The sequence below is a fragment of the Streptomyces sp. DvalAA-14 genome, assembly GCF_900091855.1.
Classification (GTDB): Bacteria; Actinomycetota; Actinomycetes; order Streptomycetales; family Streptomycetaceae; genus Actinacidiphila.
Genome location: NZ_FMCH01000100.1, coordinates 1 through 13,419 on the forward strand (window position 1 = coordinate 1; position 13,419 = coordinate 13,419).

Genomic DNA, 13,419 nt, shown 5'->3' on the forward strand with positions numbered 1-13,419 from the left:
CTCCGTCCGGCCCGGGGCCTTACGGGTCGCGGGGTCCGTCGGAGCTGACCTGGTGCGCGTTCGCTGTCGCCTATGCGCGGGATCATTGGGTGGGGCGGGCGGGAGCGGGGGGGCCTGAGCCCTCGGCAGTTCAGTGATCGGGCGAGTGCAGTCCCGCCAGAAGCAGACCCAGCAAGGTGCGGATCGCAGCGGGCCGTCGATTGGCCTGGGTGGGGCGCAGCGAGGAGATCGCCATCAGGCCGACGCGGACGTCTGTGACGGAGGTCCCTCGCCGCAGGACCCGCTGCTGGTGTGCGCGGGCGACGAGTTGTTCCAGTGCTGCGGCGTGGGCCCGCCGGTCGTTGCGGAACGCGTCGCCTGCCGCGTGTGAGCCCAGCAGGGCCTCACTGAGGCCGGGGGCCCGGATCTGGTGTTCCGCGAACTGGCGGATGGCTCCGCTGAGCGCGGTCCAGGCGTCCGGCTCCGCCAGTGCGGCCTGCGTGTCAGCCCGGCAGGCCGCCACATGCCCGGCAAGGGCCGCGCTGATCAAGTCCGTGCGGGTCGGGAAGTGCCGGTACAACGTCGCGATGCCCAGACCGGCACGCCGCGCGATCTCGCGCATGGGAAGGCCCACGCCCTCCGCGGCGAAAGCCTCGCGGGCGGTCGCGATGATGTGTTCATGGTTGTCGGCCGCGTCGGCCCTGGCTTTCCGAGTCACTTTTCTCCTCGTCCCTCTCATCTTCCCCTGGAGTGGAGCAGACGCTCCGGAATGATGTTCACCTCATTCAAGCGCCCGGAGACTCCGGGTAGGAGAGGTGATCATGTTTGCTGTGCAGTTCGAGCGGTTCGGCCCGCCCGAGGTCCTGACCCTGGGTGCCGCGCCCGAGCCTCATCCCGGCCCTCACCAGGTCCGCATCGCCGTCAAAGCCACGGCGGTCTCACCCGTCGATCTCGCACTGCGCGAAGGCTCGTCCCCCGCGAGCAAGAACCTCGACCTGCCGCACATTCCCGGCGTCGATGCTGCCGGAGTGATCGACGAGATCGGCGCCGAGGTAACGGACTACGCCGTCGGCGAGGAGGTCTTCGGCGCGGTCGACGTGGCGCGACTGGGCGGGGCGAGCGCGCAGTACGCGGTCCTGGACTTCTGGACGCACAAACCACACGGCATGACGTGGGCCGAAGCCGGTGCGGCGGGCACCGGCATCGAGACCGCGACCCGCGCCCTCGACCTGCTCGACATCCAGGACGGCACGACACTGCTGGTCGACGGTGCGGCCGGCGGCGTCGGCAGTATTGTCGTGCAGCTTGCGGTGGCACGCGGCGCCCGCGTGATCGGCACCGCACGCCCCGACAGCCACCAGTTCCTCAGGGAGCTGGGGGTTGAACCCGTGGACTACGGGCGCGGTCTGCCCGTCCGGATCCGCGCGCTGACCGCCGCTCCGGTCGACCGGGCACTCGACGTCGCGGGGGCCGGGTCGCTGACTGAACTGATCGAACTGGTCGGCACCGCGGACAGCGTCGTCACTCTGGCTGACTTCGGGGCATCCACGTACGGAGTTCGGCTGTCCATGGGCCGCTTCGGCGGCCAGCCCGACGGCGTCCACGGGCTCGCGTCAGCCGCGGCACTCGCCGACCGGGGCCGCTTCCGTGTTCCAGTCCGGGACACCTACCCGGCCCATCAGGCAGCGCAGGCACACGAGACAGCCGCGCGACCGCCCCGCCGGGGAAAGATCGTCCTCGACATGACCCATACCAGTTAGACCGCGACCGACCGAACGGGAGGGCGGCCTTCGCCTACTGTGCTCCGTCACAGAGGTACGGGATCAAGCGAAGGCCGTTGCCATGAGTGCGGTGTGCCCGCAGGACCGTCGGGAAGCGTTCGCGGAAGCGTCACGCCTCCGGGTTGCCTTCCCGGGTGCCACCTCGCGGCTCCTACGAAGAGAACCACGACATCCCCCTCGAACTCGGTGGCTCCCGGCGCGACCCCGGCAACCTGTGGCCCGAGCCCTACTCCGGCACCAAGACCGCCACCACCAAGGACGGCGTCGAGACCAAGCTGAAGAACGCCGTCTGCAAGGGCACCATCACCTTGTCCGCAGCCCGCACCGCCATCAAGAACAACTGGACGACCGCGCTGTCCGTCACCGGAATCGGCTGACCAGTGCCTCATGCGCACCCCCGCCCGCGAACGCCGGCCAGGTGGCCTCCGGGGCTGTTCTCCAAGTTGGGCGCCGCGCCGGTCGTCATCCGCCGTGGCCGCCAACCCTCCGCACCTCGGCTCGCGCCACCCAACGTGAAGAAGTGCAAAGACAGCCGGGACCGTGTGCGTTTTCCGGATCTGCCCTGGTCACAACGAAACGCGCAAGGAGAACAGGCGCCAGGCGAATCTGGCCTGCGGCGTGCTTCCGACGAGAGCCAGAGGCGGCCACTACTCCATGAGCGGCTTCCTGAGCAGCGGAAATAGCCAATGCCCGGAGTGTATCCGTCATTGCGCTGGTGCTCTTGGCTCGAAATGAGCAACGGTCAGAAGACCGTGTGCGTTGTGGCGGGTGCAAGAAAGGCTCTGACCAGTATTTCTGCTGGTCAGAGCCTTGTTTTCGGAGTGCCCCCGGCAGGATTCGAACCTGCGCACACGGCTCCGGAGGCCAGGGAGGCCGTTGCGCTGTGTGGTGTGCTGAACTGGCCGGACGCCCCGGGCGGGCCCGTCGCACAGCTTGATCATTACGCCCCTACGACGTGAACCGCCTGCCGGGCAGGGAGGTTGACCCGTATGGTCGGTTGCATGGCGAGTGGTGTCTCGGACGATGACAGGGCAGGTGGCGGGGCTATGGCCTTCACTGCGGAGACAACCCTCGCGGTTCTGCGGGAAGCGTGCGCGGGGGCGGGGCTAGATGCGGCGGAGGCCCGGTTGCTGAGGCTCGGGTCCAATGCCGTGTACGAGTTGGCCGGCCGACCGGTCATCGTGCGGATAACGGCGGCCCGGGACGTGCTGGCCGAGATGGAACGCGCGGTCCGGGTGGCCCGCTGGCTGGAGGAGGAGCGGTTCCCTGCGAATCGCGTGCTGCCGGGCGTTGCTCAGCCGCTCGTCGTCGGCGGGCGCGTCGTCACCTTCTGGGAGAGTGTCCAGGACGATGAGGAGTACGCCACGCTCCCGGAGTTGGCGGACCTGCTGAAGCGGCTGCATTGGCTGGAGGAGCCGGAGTCGTTGGGGCTGCCGTACTTCGAGCCCTTCGTGAAGCTACGGGCCTCGCTCCAGCGCCTCGACGGCGCGGCAGCGTCTGACGTGGCCTTCCTGCGGGAGCGGGCCGAGAGGCTGGAGAAGGAGTACGGCCGTCTCGACTTCGTGCTGCCGTTCGGGATGATCCACGGCGACGCCAACATCGGCAATGTGCTGCGCGACCGGTCCGGGCAGGCAGTCCTCATCGACCTGGACGGCTTCGCGCTCGCCCCGCGTGAGTGGGACCTGATCCTGACCGCGATCTACTACGACCGTTACGGCTGGCACTCACGCGAACAGTACGAATCCTTCGTTCACCACTACGGCTTCGACCTGATGAACTGGCCGGGCTATCCGGTCCTCGCTGACGTGCGCGAGCTGATGATGACGCTCTGGATGGGCGGCAAGGCGGCAGCGGAACCCAAGGCGGCCTCTGAGTTTGCCCGGCGCGTGGAAGCGATACGTACCGGCGGCGACCGGCGTGACTGGCGACCTTTCTAGGGACTGTTGGGCGGGGGCGGTGTGCTCCCCGGAGGAGTCCAATGGCGAGCGGTCAGTCTCTGGAATCCGGGGCCCGAAATGCCGAGGTCGAGCCGTACGGCAGCCTGGAACTCGTCACGGGCCCGCCGATACTCGGTGTAGGCCACGGCCCACTCGTCGGGTCCCGCCGGGATGAGGCCACGGGCGTAGTCGCTGAGCTGCCAGACCGCGAATCGCCATACGTGGGCAGCGGCGCCAGTACGCTCGTTCCCCAGTAGTTGAACTATCTCGTGAGCGAGATCAAGTTCCCGGTCCGACTCAGATATTTCTCGTACTCCGGTCTCCTCATCGACAGGCGGAGGCCCCTCCAGCAACCCCTTTGTCGTCCCCAGAGCACGCGCGGCGCCCACCTGCCTATGCATGGCGTTCATGAACGCGCGGTACGCCTCAAAACGCGCGACATTCCAACGGTCGTTCCGCTCCCTCCTCGCTCGTACACGGTCCGACAGAGCAGCCGTTCCCACGCTGAGCAGGGCACCGAGCAGCACGCCCCCGGCGGTAAGAAGGTGAGTGGCGGCAATCATTTACCGCTCCGGGCCAACTGGCGCGCTGACGCTTCCCATATACGTTGGCCTTCGGCCTGTTCCGCAAGATCGCGCACCACCCGGTTCCCCGCGTGAGCGCTGAGAGCTTGTCGGAAGTCGGCCAGGTACTGAACGCATCGCGCCGACCGAAGTTGCTCTCCCAGGTCGAGCGCATCCAGGGCCACCCGGCACGCTCCCTCGACGTCGCCGGCCCGAAGGTGGGCATCGGCCAGCACCATCGTGACGAAGAAGTCTGATCGGATGTGGCTGCCGCTCATCGCATTGCCTGCGTGCTCGACGGCCTGGCGGGCGTTGCTCACGTCGCGGAAGCAGTGGGCGGACTCGGCAGCGAGTTCGGCTTCGTCAAAGTAGGTGATCCACTCGGGTTCATCGCAAGAGTTGCGGCGGTCCAGGAAGCGGGCCGCTTCTGCCAGGGCCAGTTCGCACGCGCGCTTGTCGCCGGTACGGGCGAGCGCTCGGGCCTCCATCGCGTGGAACTGGGCCATCAACGTTGGCGTCGCCACCCCGGAGATACCCATCCGCGCGGCCCGCGCGAGGGTCGCGGCCTGCGTGTAATGGCCCAGAAAAGTGGCCTGGTGGCTCATCGCGGAGAGGATGCTGCCCGCGAGTCGGCGATCGTTGCCGTCCTGCGCGAAGCGGAGCGCCTGGAGGAAGTACCGCTGCGCGAGTCCGTGATGGCAGGCGTCGTACGACATCCACGCGGCCAGGAGCGTTGCCTCGGCGACGGTCGAGAAGAGCGCCCGTCCGACACCTTCGGTGTATTGGCCGCTGAGCAGCGGCGCTACGTCCCTGCTCAGGTACTGGATGACCGACTGCCGAGCGTGTTCACCGCCGAAGCGGTCGTCCAGCATCGCGAACGTGTCGCTCGTGGACTTCACCATGGCAACGTCGGCCAAGCCGACCCGGTTTCCTGATGCCCTGACCCCGGGGAGCGGCACCGGCTCCGGGGCGACGAGCCAGCGTAAGGAGGCGTCGCTCCAGGCTGGTTCGGAGGGCTCGGAGAGGAGCAGCGGCTCGTAGCCGTGAAGGTCGGCCCGCCAGAGTTGGTCGACATTGGCAATGGCGGCGTCGGGGCTGGGCGGGTAGCGCGTCTCCAGGACCTGTGCGTCCTGCCCGGGGCCGGCGTGGTGCAGTCCCAGTTCGGCGGGGGTGAGTTCGAGGGCTTCGCAGAGCAAAAGGCCATAGAACTCGTCCGGCTGGCTGTGCCCATTCTCCCAACTCGCGATGCGCCGCTTCACGCTGGCATCGGTCGGTAGGGATTGGCCTCGGTTCTGGGCAGCTCGCCGCAGCTCGTTGACGAGCCGCAATTGTCCCCAACCGCGTTGTCTGCGGGCCGTACTGACCGGAGTGCCGCTCCCCGTGACCGTGCTCCCCACCGCGCCTCCTCGGTCCGCTCACGCTGATAGCGGTGACCATCGACTCTACGTGTTCGAAGGCTTGGTGGAGTGGCAAAAGTTGCGCTCGTGGTCCGGGGCGTGGGCGACGTGGGATGACGGCACTTGAGCCCGCACGTCATCCCCCGTCACCTCTCGTCATCTGCCCAGGCCAGGGGTCCGGGTCCGAATCTGGAGATGGCGGCGGACAGTCCGCGGCCGGTGTTTCTCAGGTGGTGCCGCGTGCAGACGATGACCAGGCGTGGAATTGAGTGGCTGAGCCGCGCGGCGGACGACCCAGCGGTATGCCGCACCGCCTGGCTGGATGATCCGCGGCAGCCGTACCTCCTCGCGGCCGGTCGGCACTTCGACGTCGTGGCCACCGATCAGACGGCAGGTATGGAGACCTTCGACCAGTTGCGGCGGCGCGGAATGCCGGTGGGCCCGGTGATGGTCGACCGGGCGGCGGACCGGATGGGCTTCTTCCTGCCGAGGGCATCGCGTGACCGTTTCGCGCGCGCGTTGGGTAGGGAGACCGACAACCCGCCGCGCCACACCTTCCTCGACACGGGCTCCTATGTCGTGGTGCCCGGACCGATGTCTCTGACCGGCGACCGCTTCGAGTGGCTGGATGCTCCGATCCGGCCGCAGCACGGCTCCCCGCTGCAAGTGGTCGCGCTGGCCGTGATGCTGACCGCTTCCTGCCAGCTTCTGGCGCGGATTGAGCAGTACGGGCAGGAGACGGTCGATGTCAGGTGACGAGTCTCCCGAGGGCGGGCCCGTGGGCGGCCCCTCGGTCGCAAGCGGAGAGTGGTATGCCGTCCGCAACGCGGCGACCTCACTTCGAGACGTCCTGACGGCCTCGGGCATGCAGCGAGACTTCCCCTACCTCTGGGCAGACATCAACGCCTTCGGACAGGGCTTCATCGAACTCGGCCGCGTCTCGCCCGAGACCGCCGGACGCCTGGCCGGACTCGTCCGCCTTGCCCTCTCCTCCCACGCCTTGGCTCTCGAAGCCGGTGGCGGCGGTCTGGTTGCCGAACGGGCTGACGTGAGGAGGAGGGCGGGCAATGACTGACGCACGTGGTGTCTGTGCGAGTCGAGCCGAGTCTCTGACAGCGGACGTCGCCTACGTACGTGGCTGGGCGCACGCGAGGGAGGCTGCGGATCTGCTGGCCGAGGAACTGCTCGCTCTGGGCTTGGATTCGGACTTCCCCGGTCTCAAGGCGGACGTGAATGTCTTCGGCGACGGCATCGTTCACCTGGGTCCGGTCCGCCTGGCGGCGGTGGAGATTCTGGCGCAACTGATCGCGGGCGGCCTGGCGGTGGAGGCGGCGGAGGAGGAGCGGGCGAAGCTGGGGTTGCCGGGTGCTGCCGCCGGCTGATGGGCCGACTTCCGCGACGGCTGGCTGCTGGTGCTGTTGGCGGAATACCTCGGTCTTGCCGCCGGGCCGGGACCGGCGCCCCAGCGCCGCAGCCCGGACCGGGCGGCAAAGGCGAGAGGTGGCCTTCGAGGAACCCAACATGGCGCCGTGAGCACGCATGTAGCCGCTCCAGGGCAAAAGCTCCGAGAGCGCCGTGAAACAGACCGGTACACCCGTCGGACGTCTTATGAGAGATCAACGAGAGGCCACTATGTCCACACTTCGTCAGGGGCCTGTCGTGGCCGTAGACGGTCACGTAGAGCTGAGCCGCGACGACTTCGCGGACTTCGTGTCAAGGTACGCGCCGACAGGCGCGCTCGACTGGGGCGTCTACTTGGAGCCTCTGCTCGCCGGATGGCTGTTTGCGGGTCTGGGGATCGAATCTACTGCGGCGCAGTACGACCACTTCCTGCAAGTGGTGGTGTCGATCATCGACGCGATCTTGAAAAGCTCCCTGAGCCTGAACTACCGCGGCGCGGAGCTTAAACCTCACGAGCGACGCATGATCGGCCTCCAGGACCCCACCTTGGGCGCCAATGTCCTGAGCAGAATGGGCTACGACCAGGTTGTCCACCAGACACTGGAGGGTCGCCGCTCGGAAGAGTTGCGGTCTCTTCTCAACCATTGACATTAAACAGTCTTGGCCTCAGATTGACCGAACTCAAGCTGCAGGAAGCTGAGTTGCAGATTTTGCAGGCCATCATGGATTCCACTCGCGTTGATTCGTTCGCTTGAGCTGGTTTTGTGGCCACCGCGGGCAGCGTGTGGCCTCAACGCGGTTCCAGGTATACGAAGGGAAGATCCACCCTCGCGATAGATGGCCGGCCAAGAGGGAAACTCTGTCTGAGCCTGCTGTGGTGCCAGCCACTTGGTCGACGCGGGGGGAAGGCAGCATTGCCCCTCGCCGACTTGGTTGCGCGACTATACCGATGCACCGCGCTAGTCGTGATCACGTGTGGTACGCACGGCTGGGAGACGACGGAAGGTGGCGATTTTTAATCTTGTTCATTGGTGGAAATTTGAGATGCGACTGAATCCAGCACTGAATAGACGAACATGGCATCAACCTTATCGGGATGAAACCCGTTTACCTGCAGCGAAATGCGCAGGACAGCGCAAAGGGCCGCCAGCGCATAGCGCGATGCATGAATTGGCGTGCCATCGATGTAAAGCATTTGCTTCTTATGAGGGCCGGGAACTCCATGAACAACTCGGGAGCGATATGAATAAAGGTCCTTCATTGCAGTCATTATCTCGACACTGCGCCCCCATCCGGATTGGGACAGCATCGCGGCCGCACGGAGAGAAATTTTATGGATAATCTCGCCTGATTGCGATCCGCCACCGAGCAACGCTTCTAGCCCGATACACAGGTCGACTATGCGATCCTCGTCGTTGGATCGGGCTCGTGCAGTCGAAAGGCGGCGTGCGGCCACTCGGAGGCTAGGATGACTGTGGCTCAATCTCTCGAAGTAGAAATTCGTGCTTGAAAGCTCGTTCGGGCCTATCTCAGCCTTATGCAATGTCAGTGCATCGAGGCGCGTTGCGTAGTCTCGAAGAAGATGGACGGATTCTGTATTTCCATCACCGTCCATATCCCCGAACCATCCGACTGGCTCAAATAGCATCTGGGCGTATCCAATAGCACCTGGAGAATCTATACAGGCCGCCTCAAAGAACTGATTCACGAGGTCAAGCGTGGCTTCGTACGGTCCGACGGCGAAGTAGAGGCCGCAGCCTCCTGCGTAGGCTGGAACGTCCTCGAAATTCAAGGCATGTGTCACGGCTCCCAATTCCTGCGCATCATGAGGTGATACGAAGGAAACTTTGGCTAGCAATGCGCGCTGTTTCTTGCTCAGTTCGACGATGGAGTATTTGTCGAAAACCTCTGATTCTGACGCAATGACGACTCCAAGGATGGGAACGTAAACGTTCATTCTCAGATCATCGCCGACTAGATAGGACTCCTGTCCAAGATATAGTCGATGCAAGTCGTCTTCGTTGATAGACTCTTCATTAGGGTGTTCCCTTATGTATCTACTCGCCAGGAGTACGGGAATCATAGCCACTTCATGGAGCAATACTTTATCGAAATCTGGGTCGTCTTCTTCGCGATCGTCCGGAAGCATGAATTTGAGTGCTATCGGCGGCAAAGATTTGACTCTTTCGTAAAGAACATTGAGGCCACCTAGTTCTTCGCCCCTATAGATGCTCGCGCTGTTTGGAGATCTGCCAAATAGCGCTTTGTAGTCGCTCTGTGTGGTGCCTTCGGTGTCCGGCGCAGGCTCAGTTCGATCCCGCCTGTACTCGTAGATCTTGGCGATTGCATCAATTGTGGGGGTGCGAACGTCTTGCCACATTTGTGTTCCGAGGGGCAACTCTGGCGGTATCATGGGCTCATGGTAGACCGATGAATTTGAGGGTGCGAGGCTTTTGCAAATCTGGACAGGGCAGAATTGAGTGCTGAGGTCCCTCCCAGCGCCCCGCTGCCTGCCATGATGACCCCGCGCGCCATCGCCAGGCGTACGTTCTGAGGTGTAGACGTGGGCGGAGTCTAACTACGTTCTACGGGCTCTTGCGTTTGACCGTGGCCAGCCGGGGCGTGCCGCGCCTACGCGGTGCCTTGAAGACGTAGAGAAAGTTTGAGCCAGGGGCTCCGTGGGTCAGAGAGGGTAGGCGAGTTCGAGGTCGTCGCCGGGGAGTTGGAACTCCTCCAGAGCGAGGGGCTTGTCGTGCTCGTTGAGGGTGACGCGGAGGATGGTCAGGATCGGGACGCCGTCGGGGAGGCGGAGTGCCTGGGCCTGGTCGGGGAGTGGCATGCGGGGGCGTAGGTACTCCGTGAAGTGGAGTTCGTGGCCCAGATCGGCCAGTGCCGCGTAGAGCTGCGGGGCCGGCGGTGGCGCTTCCTCTTCGAACTTCGTGCCCACCAGGATGGAGAACGGCACGTACGTGCGGTGGAGTTGGCGGAGCCCCGGCTCGGCGGTCTGCAACGCGTCGTAGGTGTAGAGCGGTTCGCCGGGCGGGACGCGGAGGAGGTCGGCCAGGGCGAGCGGGGCGTCGGTGCGGACGGCGATCGGCTCCTCGACCTCGGCCCACTTGATGCCGTCGGCCTCGGCGAAACTGCCGTTTTTGCCTCGTCGGACGCCCCGGGGGCGCGTCACATTGGGGCGGCTATGCGGCGAGCGGGCGAACGTACCGCGGCCCATGATGGCCTCGACCAGGCCGGAGGCGCGCAGCTCTGTTAGTCCTTGGCGGACGGTGGGGCGCGTCACGCCGAACTGCTTCGCCAACGCTTCTTCGGACGGGAGGGGCTGGCCGGCCGGGAACGTGCCGTCCATGATGCCGCGCCGCAGGTAGTCGGCGATCTGCCGGTACTTGGGCTGTGTGTTCTCGGCTGGCATGCGGGCTCCGCAGGTCGGTGGACGGTTCGTGCTTGCTTGCACGCAAGCAATTAGCGTCCCTCATCCCAAGGCGCTTGACAATCCGTACTACGGGTTGTAAATCAGGCTGGAGGATCGCCTCCGGCCCGTCACCCCAGAGGAGTTCAGAATTGTGGCAAGCCTCCCGATCGGCACCACCAAGTACACGGCGATCATCTGCGCGGTTCCCCCCGCCCGCGCGTCGCCAACCGTGAGACCGGTCAGCTCCGCGTGGACCGCGACACCGGCCAGACTGCTTCCAGGTCGGCCTGTGCCTCATGTCCATGGGATCGGCCGATGTGGTGAACGTGAGCGTGCCTGGGGAGCCGAGCGGCGTGCAGCTCGGGATGCCGGTGCAGGTGCGGGACCTTGTGGCCACCCCGTGGGAGAACGACGGGCGGCATGGCGTGGCCTTCCGGGCCTCCGAGATCCGGCCGCTCTCCGCCCCGCCCTCGTCCGCCGCCGCGAACAAAGGGGCCGGCCAGTGAATCGCTTAGCTGATGCCTCCGCCGGACACGTCTACCTCGATCACCGCTGGTCGGAGGCGTCGGCCAAACATCGCGACAGCATGACCGATGCGCTGGCGGGGGTCGTGCCGGTACTGGTCAAGTCAAGGCGGGCGGCCCGCGCCCGAGGTGTTGCGGCGGGCGCTCCGCTCGTATCTACTGCCTCCGCCGCGCCGGGAACGGGAGCGGCCGGCGGAGATCACGGCGGCAGTTGCGTAGATCGAGAAGGCGTCGCTGCCGGTCGCGAAGCTGCTGGAGATCGCCCGGATGCATGAACTGATCGACGCGCTGGGGCGGATGCTCGACAGGAAGCCGGCGGCTACGCAGACGTATCGGCGGCGCCGGGCGGTCGTGTTCAACGTGCTTGTGTACGCGATGGAGTTGGAGGCGCTGCCGTCGAATCCGCTCAGCAGGGTGCGGCGGAAGCGCAGGAAGCGGGCCGTACAGGAGGTCGACCGGCGGGTAGTGGTCAATCCTGGTCAGGCTCGGGAATTGCTGATCGCCCTGACGTACGTGGGGTCCTATGACCGGGGCGAGCGGCCGACGGCTGCGGGCGTTCTTCGGCTGCCTGTACTACGCGGCGGTTCGGCCCGGCGAGGCTTTGGGCCTGCGGCGGTCGGACTGCACTTTGCCAGCGACGGGTTGGGGCCGTATCGAACTGGCGGAGACTCGGCCCAGCGCGGGCAAGGCGTGGACGGACAACGGCGAGGCGCACGAACGGCGCGGCCTCAAGCAACGGGCTGCCGGTGAGGTCCGGATCGTGCCGATCCCACCGCCGCTCGTCCGGCTGCTGCGGGAGCACATCGAGGTGTTCGGCATGGCGAAGGACGGCCGGTTGTTCCAGAGCGAGTACGGCAACGTGGTGGCCTCGTCGTCGTACTCGCGGACGTGGAAGCAGGCCCGGGAGATTGCTCTCCTGCCCGGCCAGGTCTCCTCGGTGTTGGCGGCCCGGCCTTACGACCTGCGGCACGCGGGCGTCTCCCAATGGCTGAACTCGGGCGTCCCCGCACCGGAGGTTGCCGCCCGCGCCGGCCACTCGGTGGACGTGCTGCTCAAGATCTACGCGAAGTGCATCGACGGCCAGGGAGCCGAGATGAACGACCGGATCATGCAGGGGCTTGGCGAGGGACCGGCGTAAGCCGGAAGTACGGGCATGCATGCAATGGGACCTTCGGAGACATCCGGGGCTCCCATTCCGTGTGTCTGCCGGAAGGCATGCCTGCAGGTCACTGATTGACTCCATCCCCCGTGTCGCAAAAGGACGACTGCAGGTGTCAGAATCCTTCCAGCACAGATCAGGGGGGTAGATGCAAGACCAGCGTGATGAAATTCTGGCCGCGATCGACGCTGATCACGGGGTTACGGCCGTTTCCATGGGATGGCTACGAGAGCTCTATGACTCCGAGTGGGGACGCCTTAGCACTGGGCGTGCTGCGGAGATCAGTCGTTGGCTCGCGAAACACGAAGTGGCACATCTTCCGTCGCCACTCCCGTCGAGGGAAGCGGACGAAGTGGTGCTCTACCGTCCCGCTTCTCCGGTCGGTGTGTACATCAGCGCGGCCCGTTTGGAGGGGCCGTTCGAGCACCGACCAGGAGCTGCCGCCTACTTCTTGCAGGTCGTGGCGAAAAGCCTGAACGGCACCGAACGGGCTGAGACGGATCGGGACTGACGGCCGTGGCTGTGGCCCTCCGGGCACGTGGTTCCAGCTTCAGGCGTCGTTCGCGGAGTTCTGCTCGGTCCAAGGGCGGTCGACAGAGTCACGTTCACTGCGGTGGCGTGCCTGTGAGCACCTTTGAGGCTGGCCAAGATCATTACGTCGTCATTACGTGATCACCGGCAAACGGCTGCCGCCGGCCGCATCCGGCGGCACACGTACAAAGACCCCGCGCTCAGCGTTGTGGCTGATGGCGGGGTCTTTTGGCACCCAGTACAGGGTGCCCCCGGCAGGATTCGAACCTGCGCACACGGCTCCGGAGGCCGGAGCTCTTTCCGTAATTTCCGCAGGTCAGGGCATTTTCTGATGCTTCTTCAGCCGCTCTGCGTCACAAATACGTCACCCACTCCGAGCGGAAATCTGAGGCGCAGTCAGGTTGCCTAGGTTAAGTCGGTCACCCGGTATCGGTACCCCTCCCGGTGTGCTGGCATCCGTGGCCGTGACCGGCGTTGGGGGGCGTGAAGGAGTGCGATCGGGAACACATGTTTTTCGGTTGCGCTGGGTGACCTTCGTTTCCGCTGGCGGAATGGGGACAGCGGCGGGTGTGGGTTGGGCCGTTCGGGGGGTGGTGCGGATGGCGGTTGGGAGTGGTGGGCAGTTCTGCCTCCTCGACGTGAGGGGAGTGGGCATGGTGCAGCAGTTGGTGCAGGGCGGGCTGGCCGGGGTGGGTGGCGGTTTAATGATCGGCCGCCAGCGGCAGC

At 65.5% G+C, this 13,419-nt stretch carries 12 protein-coding genes, 1 tRNA gene and 2 pseudogenes; 10 read left to right on the plus strand and 5 right to left on the minus strand.

Annotated elements, in window-relative coordinates:
* Positions 1–130: 130 nt before the first annotated feature.
* Positions 131–697 carry a TetR/AcrR family transcriptional regulator gene (locus GA0115240_RS04770; RefSeq protein ID WP_256069544.1) on the minus strand — a complete coding sequence of 189 codons (567 nt, stop codon included), beginning with the start codon at positions 695–697 and terminating at the stop codon, positions 131–133.
* 103 nt (positions 698–800) lie between these two features.
* On the opposite strand from GA0115240_RS04770, the gene GA0115240_RS04775 reads away from it, so the two are divergent.
* Both GA0115240_RS04775 and GA0115240_RS04780 read left to right on the plus strand, forming a co-directional pair.
* Entirely contained in the window at positions 801–1,739 is a 939-nt protein-coding gene (locus tag GA0115240_RS04775) for an NADP-dependent oxidoreductase (protein ID WP_093735401.1), read from the plus strand.
* Positions 1,740–1,894: 155 nt separating this feature from the next.
* Positions 1,895–2,137 (plus strand): hypothetical protein, encoded by a 243-nt coding sequence (locus GA0115240_RS04780; protein WP_093735394.1) that lies wholly within the window; start codon positions 1,895–1,897, stop codon positions 2,135–2,137.
* Positions 2,138–2,582: 445 nt separating this feature from the next.
* Here the strand turns inward: GA0115240_RS04780 and GA0115240_RS36645 are convergent.
* Positions 2,583–2,681, minus strand: a tRNA-OTHER gene (locus tag GA0115240_RS36645).
* Between the two features lie 125 nt (positions 2,682–2,806).
* Here GA0115240_RS36645 and GA0115240_RS04785 point away from each other — a divergent pair.
* Complete coding sequence (locus GA0115240_RS04785) at positions 2,807–3,697, plus strand: aminoglycoside phosphotransferase family protein (RefSeq protein ID WP_237554608.1); 891 nt, start codon at positions 2,807–2,809, stop codon at positions 3,695–3,697.
* 559 nt (positions 3,698–4,256) lie between these two features.
* Here the strand turns inward: GA0115240_RS04785 and GA0115240_RS04790 are convergent.
* A complete protein-coding gene (locus tag GA0115240_RS04790) occupies positions 4,257–5,519 on the minus strand; it encodes a hypothetical protein (protein ID WP_093735396.1) in 1,263 nt (420 codons plus the stop codon).
* A gap of 387 nt (positions 5,520–5,906) precedes the next feature.
* Between GA0115240_RS04790 and GA0115240_RS04795 the strand changes: the two genes are divergently transcribed.
* The 4 genes from GA0115240_RS04795 to GA0115240_RS04810 all read left to right on the plus strand — a co-directional run bounded on the left by GA0115240_RS04795 (position 5,907) and on the right by GA0115240_RS04810 (position 7,706).
* A complete protein-coding gene (locus GA0115240_RS04795) occupies positions 5,907–6,413 on the plus strand; it encodes a bifunctional DNA primase/polymerase (RefSeq protein WP_237554611.1) in 507 nt (168 codons plus the stop codon).
* Positions 6,403–6,732, plus strand: a complete 330-nt coding sequence (locus GA0115240_RS04800; protein WP_237554609.1) for a hypothetical protein — start codon at positions 6,403–6,405, stop codon at positions 6,730–6,732. Before GA0115240_RS04795 ends, GA0115240_RS04800 begins: the two co-directional genes overlap by 11 nt.
* Positions 6,725–7,039 carry a hypothetical protein gene (locus tag GA0115240_RS04805; protein ID WP_093735397.1) on the plus strand — a complete coding sequence of 105 codons (315 nt, stop codon included), beginning with the start codon at positions 6,725–6,727 and terminating at the stop codon, positions 7,037–7,039. Before GA0115240_RS04800 ends, GA0115240_RS04805 begins: the two co-directional genes overlap by 8 nt.
* Positions 7,040–7,316: 277 nt before the next feature.
* Entirely contained in the window at positions 7,317–7,706 is a 390-nt protein-coding gene (locus tag GA0115240_RS04810) for a hypothetical protein (RefSeq protein WP_141708726.1), read from the plus strand.
* 367 nt (positions 7,707–8,073) lie between these two features.
* On the opposite strand, the gene GA0115240_RS36050 is transcribed toward GA0115240_RS04810, so the two are convergent.
* The gene (locus GA0115240_RS36050) at positions 8,074–9,471 is read right to left on the minus strand and encodes a HEPN domain-containing protein (protein WP_141708727.1); all 1,398 of its coding nucleotides are present in this window, start codon (positions 9,469–9,471) and stop codon (positions 8,074–8,076) included.
* A 270-nt stretch (positions 9,472–9,741) separates the two neighbouring features.
* A complete protein-coding gene (locus GA0115240_RS04820; RefSeq protein ID WP_093735400.1) occupies positions 9,742–10,479 on the minus strand; it encodes a GntR family transcriptional regulator in 738 nt (245 codons plus the stop codon).
* A 151-nt stretch (positions 10,480–10,630) separates the two neighbouring features.
* Here GA0115240_RS04820 and GA0115240_RS04825 point away from each other — a divergent pair.
* From GA0115240_RS04825 to GA0115240_RS36055, 3 genes and pseudogenes are all read left to right on the plus strand, one after another.
* Positions 10,631–10,985: pseudogene (locus GA0115240_RS04825) on the plus strand (hypothetical protein).
* Between the two features lie 32 nt (positions 10,986–11,017).
* Positions 11,018–12,141: pseudogene (locus tag GA0115240_RS04830) on the plus strand (tyrosine-type recombinase/integrase); the annotation flags it as partial.
* 169 nt (positions 12,142–12,310) lie between these two features.
* Positions 12,311–12,673, plus strand: a complete 363-nt coding sequence (locus GA0115240_RS36055; protein WP_141708728.1) for a hypothetical protein — start codon at positions 12,311–12,313, stop codon at positions 12,671–12,673.
* Positions 12,674–13,419: the final 746 nt, after the last annotated feature.